The organism is Geoalkalibacter ferrihydriticus DSM 17813, from assembly GCF_000820505.1.
Classification (GTDB): Bacteria; Desulfobacterota; Desulfuromonadia; order Desulfuromonadales; family Geoalkalibacteraceae; genus Geoalkalibacter; species Geoalkalibacter ferrihydriticus.
Genome location: NZ_JWJD01000016.1, coordinates 1 through 7,602 on the forward strand (window position 1 = coordinate 1; position 7,602 = coordinate 7,602).

The window sequence follows — 7,602 nt, forward strand, 5'->3', positions numbered from 1 at the left end:
CGACGCCGGTGGCCAAGAGGGCCGTGCCCGCAAAGGATGGCTATGGCAAAGGCGGCGTGGCTCTGGACATGAACGCTAAAAACGACAAGCTCGACGACGAGTTCGAGCCTTATTAAGAAAAAAACTGGAAGAACTCTCACCGCAGAGATCGCTGAGAACGCAAAGAATGCATGAAGGGTTCTTTCCTCAGCGCTCTCTGCGCTCTCTGCGGTGAGAAAAGATTTATTGGGTTATTTGTGTCCCATTGATTTCGAAGTAGGCGCCCATGTCACTGACCAATCAGGATTTCAAGCGGCTTTGCGATTTTATTTACGCGCAGGTCGGCATCAAGATGTCCGATGTCAAGCGCACCATGCTCGAAGGCCGCCTGCAGAAGCGCCTGCGTGCCCTGGGGTTANTGCGATTTTATTTACGCGCAGGTCGGCATCAAGATGTCCGATGTCAAGCGCACCATGCTCGAAGGCCGCCTGCAGAAGCGCCTGCGTGCCCTGGGGTTAGCGGATCATCGCGCCTATTGCGAGTTTCTCTTCAGTCCGGCGGGGCATGCGCAGGAGTTGGTGCACATGATCGATGTGGTCACCACCAACAAGACGGATTTTTTTCGCGAACCCGCCCATTTCGAGTTCCTGTCCCAGGTGGTGCTGCCCCAGTTGGGCCGCGGCGGCAACGGCAAAATCAAAATATGGAGCGCGGGCTGCTCCACGGGTGAGGAACCCTACACTCTGGCCATGGTGCTGCGCGAATTTCAAGAGACGCGTCCCGAGCAGGCCGGTCGCTACGAAATTTTCGCCAGCGACATTTCCACCCGCGTGCTCGACCACGCCCGGCGCGCGGTGTACAGCGAGGAGCGCATCGCCCCCATTCCATCGGCGTTGCGCAAGAAGTATCTGCTGCGCAGCCGCGACCCCAAGGCGAGTCTGGTACGCATGGATGCGACCCTGCGCGCCCTGCTGCGGTTCGGGCGCATCAATTTCATGGATGAGGATTTCGGTTTTCAAGAGCGCTTTCAGATGATCTTCTGTCGCAACGTCATTATCTATTTCGACAAGCCGACTCAGGAGCGTCTCATGCACAAGTTCTGTCGTCATCTCGATAAAGGCGGCTATCTGTTTCTCGGACACTCCGAGTCTCTGCACGGCTTCGACGTGCCGCTCGTGCAGGTGGCGCCCACGGTTTATCGGAGGCAATGAAAACGTCATGGTGAGCGCCCCCCCTTCAGCAAATTGTCTGTCCGGCTGCAAGAGCTACCTGCCTGATTTAAGTGGTCGGCGGGTGCTGGTTGTTGCCGACGGTGAGGAGAGCCGCGAGCTGCTCGAGGAGATGATTCTTCTCTGGGGGGGAGTGTGTCTTGCCGTTTCAAGCGGTTCCGAAGCGCTGATGCGGGCGCGGCAGGCCCTGGCCGAGGCGTGTCGCTTCGATCTGATCATTATCGACCTCAATCGGACCTGCGCGCGCGGCGCTGCGGCGGCGCGTACTCTGGCGGGAGAGACGGCCCTGGCCGCCACGCCCATTCTGTTTCTCAACGGCGAGCCCTGCCCGCCGCCGGAGTCCACGGCGCTGCCCGGTGCCTTCTGCGTGGAAAAACCCCTGCGCCTGGTCGATCTGCAGGATGCCGTGAGCAAGGTTCTGTGCGGCCGGGTGTTCGGCTTCCCCCGCCGCACCAAGGCCTGGTTGTCCACGGGCAAGGCGCCGGTTTCTCAGCGCATCCTGCTGGTGGAAGACAGCCCGGTCAATCAGAAACTGGTGCAGACCCTTTTCGGCAAACGCGGGCATCAGGTGGCCACGACTGAAAACGGGCGCGAGGCACTGGAACTTTTGGCCCGGGAAACTTACGACATCATCCTTGTCGACATGCAGATGCCGCTCATGGACGGCGTCGAGCTGACCCAGATCATCCGCCGCGGTGAAGGTTTGCGCTCTGATCCCCAAATCCCCATCATCGGCGTGACGGCCCACGCCTGGGATGAAGATCGCGAACATTTTCTCGCCGCCGGATTAAATCATTGCGTGACTAAGCCATTCAAAATCCAGGAACTCCTGGCCCTCGTAGAACGCTACGCAAAGCAGGAGGGGGCAGAAGACAAATGACCAAGGACCAGGGACAAAGGACAAAAAAATGCGCATTCTGATCGTCGAAGATGATTTTACCAGCCGCCGTTTGATGCATAAACTTCTCGAAAACCTTGGCGAATGCGATCTGGCGGTGAACGGCGCCGAGGCCGTGGCCGCTTTTGAAGCGGCACACCGCGACGGACGGCCCTATCGGCTCATCTGTCTGGATATCATGATGCCCGAAATGGATGGGCAGGATGTCCTCAAACTTATTCGTCGGCGCGAAGGCGAGTTGGGGGTTGCTCCACGCCATGAAGCGCGAGTGATCATGACCACCGCTCTGGATCAGCCCCGTGACGTGGTCGAAGCCTTTTATCGCGGCGGCTGCACGGATTACCTGGTCAAGCCCATCGATAAAAAGACCCTGTTGGAAAAACTGCGCGAGTGCAAGGTGATCGTTGGATGAGGGATAAGGGATGAAGGATGAAGGATCGGGGCGCTGAAAAAATCAAGGTGCTGATCGTCGATGATTCGGCGGTGGTGCGTCAGGCTCTGGCGGACATTCTCAGTTCCGATCCCGGGATTGAGGTGATCGCCACCGCGTCGGATCCTTTCGTTGCGGCCGAACGCCTCAAAAAGCAACTTCCCGATGTCATCACGCTGGACGTCGAGATGCCGCGCATGGATGGGCTCACCTTCCTGCAGAAGATCATGAGCCAGCATCCGATTCCGGTCGTGATGTGTTCGAGCCTCACCGAGCGGGGTTCGCAAACCGCGCTCAAGGCCCTGGAATACGGCGCCGTCGATATCATCACCAAGCCGCGTTTGGGCACCCGCGAGTTTCTTGCCGAGTCCAGGGTGCGTATTTGCGACGCGGTCAAGGCTGCCGCGGGCGCGCGCCTGGTCAAATTGTCGGCGCGCACCCTGGAGGCTTCGCCCAAGCTCACTGCCGACGCGATACTGCCCGTCGTGAGTTCCAAAGCCATGATCGCCACCACGGAAAAAGTCGTGGTGGTCGGCGCTTCGACGGGAGGCACCGAGGCGTTGCGGGTGTTTCTGGAAGCACTGCCTCTCGACATGCCCGGCATTGTCGTGGTGCAGCACATGCCCGAACATTTCACCGCCACTTTCGCCCAGCGCCTCGACAGCCTCTGCCGGGTGTCCGTCAAGGAGGCGGAGGATAACGACACGGTGCTGCGGGGACGGGTGCTTATCGCCCCCGGAAACCGCCATTGCCTGCTCAAACGCAGCGGCGCGCGCTACTATGTGGAGATCAAGGACGGCCCCTTGGTGTCGCGCCATCGCCCCTCGGTGGATGTACTGTTTCGATCGACCGCACGTTATGCCGGAGCCAACGCCGTGGGAATCATCATGACCGGCATGGGTGACGACGGTGCGCGCGGCATGCGTGAGATGAAGGATGCCGGGGCGCGGACCATCGCTCAGGATGAAGCGACCTGCGTGGTGTTCGGCATGCCCAACGAGGCGGTCAAGCATGGAGGAGTGGATAAGGTTCTGCCTCTGGAAAAAATTGCCGCAGAGGTGTTGCGGATGGTTTAAGGGCGGTTGTTTGTCCTTTGTTGTTCGCGCTGAATCTTGCCGATTGGGGATGGTCGGCTATACTCTTTTCATGCAGTATACGGTTTGAGCTGTTCCTCTTTGCAGAGGGGAGTAGAGCATGGGCGAAGGATCTGGTCGGTCCGCGCAGTCCGCTTCTCCTCGGTGTTCCTCTAAGACCGAGCCGTCCTTCACTTTTCAGGTGGATGCGCCGGTTTCGTCCGTTCTTTTCATTGCCTCCTCGGTTTTAAGTCTCACCCTGATTTTTACCGCGCGCAATAGTACCATCGGCGTTCTGGCTGCCTTCGGCTGGGGTGACGGCCCGCTCTTCTGGCAGGGTGAGTTGTGGCGGCTGTGGATCAACAGCCTGCTGCACAACAACATCTTCCACTATCTGTTCAACATCTACTGGGTGCTGCGTTTCTCGCCGGTACTTGAAGCTCTGATCGGCTCACGGCGTTACCTGGTACTGCTGGTAACGGCGGGCTGGGTGGTGGGAATGGCCGGGAATCTCACCTGGGAGGTGGGGGGCATCGGGCTTTCCGGGCTGGTCTATTTCATGTTCGGCTATCTCGATCGCCTGCGCCCCGCACACAAGGCGGCGCGTCGGGTGTGCGACGGGCCGACGCGGGTACTGTTCTACTCCTGGCTGGCCATCGGCCCGCTCATCACCCTCGCCGGCCTGGTGGCCATCGGCAACGTCGTCCATCTGGCCGGTCTGCTCTTCGGCTTGATCGCCTTTGAAGTCCATCGGCGCACGCGTTCCTGGTCCCGGCCAGGGCGCATGTTGCCGGCGGGCGTTCTGTTGGCGACACTGCTGATGTGCGGCGTCTATCTCTATCGTCCGGTCCTCAACCCCGACTGGCATTACTGGAAGGCCTACACGTCCGAAGATGTCGTCGTGCAACTGGCCCACTATCAGAAAGTTCTCGAGCTGGCTCCGGACAACAATCCCGCACGCTACAACCTCGGTCTGCTGCATTTCGAGCAAGGCAACTTCGGCGGTGCCGAGGAAAACTGGCTCCAGATTGCCGCCCGTGAACCCGAAAACGCTGAAATCTGCCGCGCCCTTTTCTCTCTCTACGCCCGCAAGGGCGATGCCGCCGCCATGGAAACCTGGGCCAGGCGCTTTGAGAGCGCGAGGCAGGCATTGTAGACCTTTGCGGGGTCGGACCAAGCCAACCCCTTGATATTTAAACAAAACAGGCCCAAAAAGAAGCGTATTTCACGCTTATAGGCCAATTTTTCGGGGTGAAATCGTCGCCATAACTTTCTTCTGGTTCACGCAGAACGAAAAATCGCCCTGTCCGTCAATGNACGCTTATAGGCCAATTTTTCGGGGTGAAATCGTCGCCATAACTTTCTTCTGGTTCACGCAGAACGAAAAATCGCCCTGTCCGTCAATGTTGCGGTTTTTGCCACGCGCGCCGAGCCTATCCTGTGTCCCGTGTAGACCTTTGCGGGGTCGGACCAAGCCAACCCATTGATATTTAAGCAAAACAGGCCCAAAAAGAAGCGTATTTCACGCTTACAGGCTAATTTTTCGNGTGTAGACCTTTGCGGGGTCGGACCAAGCCAACCCATTGATATTTAAGCAAAACAGGCCCAAAAAGAAGCGTATTTCACGCTTACAGGCTAATTTTTCGGGGTGAAATCGTCGCCATAGCTCTCTTCTGGTTCACGCAGAACGAAAAAATCGCCCTGTCCTTCAATGCTGCGGTTTTTGCCACGCGCGCCGAGCCTATCCTGTGTCCCGAGAACAAACGCCTCGCTACCGACAGCAAGGCTTTGGCCCAGGCCTCGTTACGCCCCAGGTCATTGGTGCGCAACGCCTCCTTTACCCACTCTTTGTGAACCTCTGCCAGTGCGGTNCGACAGCAAGGCTTTGGCCCAGGCCTCGTTACGCCCCAGGTCATTGGTGCGCAACGCCTCCTTTACCCACTCTTTGTGAACCTCTGCCAGTGCGGTCAAGGTGCCGATACCGACAGAACTTGTGAATTCTTTGCGGGGTCGGACCAAGCCAACCCCTTGATATTTAAACAAAACAGGCCTAAAAGGGAGCGTATTTCACGCTTATAGGCCAATTTTTCGGGGTGAAATCGTCGCCATAACTTTCTTCTGGTTCACGCAGAACGAAAAATCGCCCTGTCCGTCAATGTTGCGGTTTTNCCTAAAAGGGAGCGTATTTCACGCTTATAGGCCAATTTTTCGGGGTGAAATCGTCGCCATAACTTTCTTCTGGTTCACGCAGAACGAAAAATCGCCCTGTCCGTCAATGATGCGGTTTTTGCCACGCGCGCCGAGCCTATCCTGTGTCCCGAGAACAAGGAGAAAAAGGCGACGGATTTATTTTTGGTCAGATTGGGTCGCCGGTGACTTGTTTCGCGAGGGTGTCCAAGGTCTTGTTTCCAGAAGCCTGTTGCCGGAAACTTGGAATTGGGTTATTTTCAACAAACTTTCAACAAACCTATGTTACTAGAGAGTTCTCCGTGAAATCGGACGAATTTTTCAAGACCATAAACAATCACCGATCCGAACTGTACCGTCTTGGCGTGAGCCGCATCGGTCTGTTCGGTTCGGCCGTCCGCAATGAGGCGAGGTCCGATAGCGATCTTGATTTTCTGGTGGAATTTCGGCCCGGGGAAAAAAATTACGACCACTTCTTCGACCTGGCGGAACTGCTGGAAAGTCTGTTCGGCCAGGTCGATCTGTTGACCGTTGAATCGGTCAGCCCTGTGCTGCGAAAGCGGATTTTTGAAGATGCACGCTTCGAAACCATCGGCGTCGGGCGGGACGCTGCTTGCTATTTTTCTATTTGCCGGAATTAGCGGACATTTCTCTTTTGTTTTGCAGAGCCCCTCCGTCACCGGGATCTGCGCCTTCAGAGAATCACCGATCGGATCCGCCCAAGTATTACTCCAACAACCGGACCTTTAATTCCGGCTCCAGTCGAACCAAACCTTGGTCATTGGTAATAAAGCTTTCAGCTCTGCCGGCCAAGGCGGTGGCGGCGTGGATGGCGTCGGGGGTGCGGATGCCGTAGCTGGCGCGCAACCTGGCGGCGTCAGCGGCGATCGCGGCGGTCAGGGGGATGATTTCCAGATGAGGGTAGTTGCTCAATGTTTCCGTCAGCTTCTCGATCGTCTCCAGATCACCGTCGCGGTAGGCGGGTACCAGCAACTCGGCAAAGACCAGACTGGCCATCACCGCCGATACCCGGCCGGTCTCGATCTGTCGGAAAAGCTCCCTGACCGTCGGGTAATGGGTCGGATGTTTTTCCAGAAAGTAGATCAGGGTGACGGTATCGAGGGCGATCCGCTCTCCCATTTTCAGGGCATCCGGCTTCATCTTTCCCACTGATCTCTCTCCTTTTGCAACTCCTTTTCAGAACCCCGCCACAGGTCGGAAGCGCAACTCTCCAGCGCCTCCAGGTAGGAAACAGGCGCCTTGCGGATCGTGACCGTATCGTCCTTGAGGGTCATCTCCAGTGTATCCCCGGGGCTGACCCTCAACTTGCGACGGATAGCGGCCGGGATGACGATCTGTGATTTGCTGCTGAGCTTCGCGTATGGCATGATCGCCCTCCTTGCTTTACCATAATGTAAAGCAAGGCAGGGGTTCAGTCAATAGCTGCATCTGGGTGCGACAGGGTCGCTGCTTTTGCACCTAGGATGAGCACCCTGCCCCAAATGGAAAAATCATCTAGAAGTCGATCCGGCCTAACTTCAACGGCGATCTTTGTTTATGCCAAGCCTCAGCGCCCCTCGCTCACCGGCAGCGGTTGGTCGGTGTTGATGACGCAGCGGAAACCCCAGGCGAAATTGTCATTTAAATAATCCGCGGCTTTACCTCTTATGACTACAGAGCTCCCACCGGGAGAATTGTGTATGCCTCCTGGTTTTGATAATCTAAATTTGACCAGTTAAGGGGCCCTGTGATTACCCAAAATTGACCACCCCCGGCATCCCTTCGGTACGATGGCAACAGACCACT

General features: G+C 57.1%; 8 protein-coding genes and 1 pseudogene. 7 read left to right on the plus strand and 2 right to left on the minus strand.

All coding sequences use genetic code 11. From position 1 onward, the window contains the following. Window positions 1–265: 265 nt before the first annotated feature. The 7 genes and pseudogenes from GFER_RS19890 to GFER_RS17245 form a co-directional block, all read left to right on the plus strand. Window positions 266–346 (plus strand): annotated as a pseudogene (locus tag GFER_RS19890) (hypothetical protein); the annotation flags it as partial. After that, a complete protein-coding gene (locus GFER_RS17215) occupies window positions 339–1,190 on the plus strand; it encodes a CheR family methyltransferase (protein ID WP_082048156.1) in 852 nt (283 codons plus the stop codon). The pseudogene GFER_RS19890 and the gene GFER_RS17215, both read left to right, overlap by 8 nt. Window positions 1,191–1,197: 7 nt before the next feature. Beyond that, window positions 1,198–2,088: a response regulator gene (locus GFER_RS17220; RefSeq protein WP_082048157.1), complete on the plus strand. Its 891-nt coding sequence runs from the start codon at window positions 1,198–1,200 to the stop codon at window positions 2,086–2,088. A gap of 28 nt (window positions 2,089–2,116) precedes the next feature. Next, the gene (locus GFER_RS17225; RefSeq protein ID WP_040101305.1) at window positions 2,117–2,518 is read left to right on the plus strand and encodes a response regulator; all 402 of its coding nucleotides are present in this window, start codon (window positions 2,117–2,119) and stop codon (window positions 2,516–2,518) included. 17 nt (window positions 2,519–2,535) lie between these two features. Further along, on the plus strand, window positions 2,536–3,612 hold the full coding sequence (locus GFER_RS17230; RefSeq protein WP_040101306.1) for a protein-glutamate methylesterase/protein-glutamine glutaminase: 1,077 nt from the start codon (window positions 2,536–2,538) through the stop codon (window positions 3,610–3,612). A gap of 118 nt (window positions 3,613–3,730) precedes the next feature. Then, entirely contained in the window at window positions 3,731–4,765 is a 1,035-nt protein-coding gene (locus tag GFER_RS17235) for a rhomboid family intramembrane serine protease (protein WP_040101307.1), read from the plus strand. A 1,246-nt stretch (window positions 4,766–6,011) separates the two neighbouring features. Continuing rightward, a complete protein-coding gene (locus tag GFER_RS17245) occupies window positions 6,012–6,437 on the plus strand; it encodes a nucleotidyltransferase family protein (RefSeq protein ID WP_200889364.1) in 426 nt (141 codons plus the stop codon). A gap of 85 nt (window positions 6,438–6,522) precedes the next feature. Here the strand turns inward: GFER_RS17245 and GFER_RS17250 are convergent, their stop codons facing one another. Together GFER_RS17250 and GFER_RS17255 are read right to left on the minus strand one after the other, a co-directional pair. Continuing rightward, a complete protein-coding gene (locus tag GFER_RS17250) occupies window positions 6,523–6,957 on the minus strand; it encodes a type II toxin-antitoxin system VapC family toxin (RefSeq protein WP_040101309.1) in 435 nt (144 codons plus the stop codon). Beyond that, complete coding sequence (locus tag GFER_RS17255) at window positions 6,954–7,184, minus strand: AbrB/MazE/SpoVT family DNA-binding domain-containing protein (RefSeq protein ID WP_040101310.1); 231 nt, start codon at window positions 7,182–7,184, stop codon at window positions 6,954–6,956. Before GFER_RS17255 ends, GFER_RS17250 begins: the two co-directional genes overlap by 4 nt. Window positions 7,185–7,602 lie beyond the last annotated feature (418 nt).

Coding starts and splice junctions, on each gene's coding strand:
- GFER_RS17220 (WP_082048157.1), top strand. CDS start 1,198: ATGGTGAGCGCCCCCCCTTCAGCAAATTGTCTGTCCGGCTGCAAGAGC.
- GFER_RS17225 (WP_040101305.1), top strand. CDS start 2,117: ATGCGCATTCTGATCGTCGAAGATGATTTTACCAGCCGCCGTTTGATG.
- GFER_RS17230 (WP_040101306.1), top strand. CDS start 2,536: ATGAAGGATCGGGGCGCTGAAAAAATCAAGGTGCTGATCGTCGATGAT.
- GFER_RS17235 (WP_040101307.1), top strand. CDS start 3,731: ATGGGCGAAGGATCTGGTCGGTCCGCGCAGTCCGCTTCTCCTCGGTGT.
- GFER_RS17250 (WP_040101309.1), bottom strand. CDS start 6,957: ATGAAGCCGGATGCCCTGAAAATGGGAGAGCGGATCGCCCTCGATACC.
- GFER_RS17255 (WP_040101310.1), bottom strand. CDS start 7,184: ATGCCATACGCGAAGCTCAGCAGCAAATCACAGATCGTCATCCCGGCC.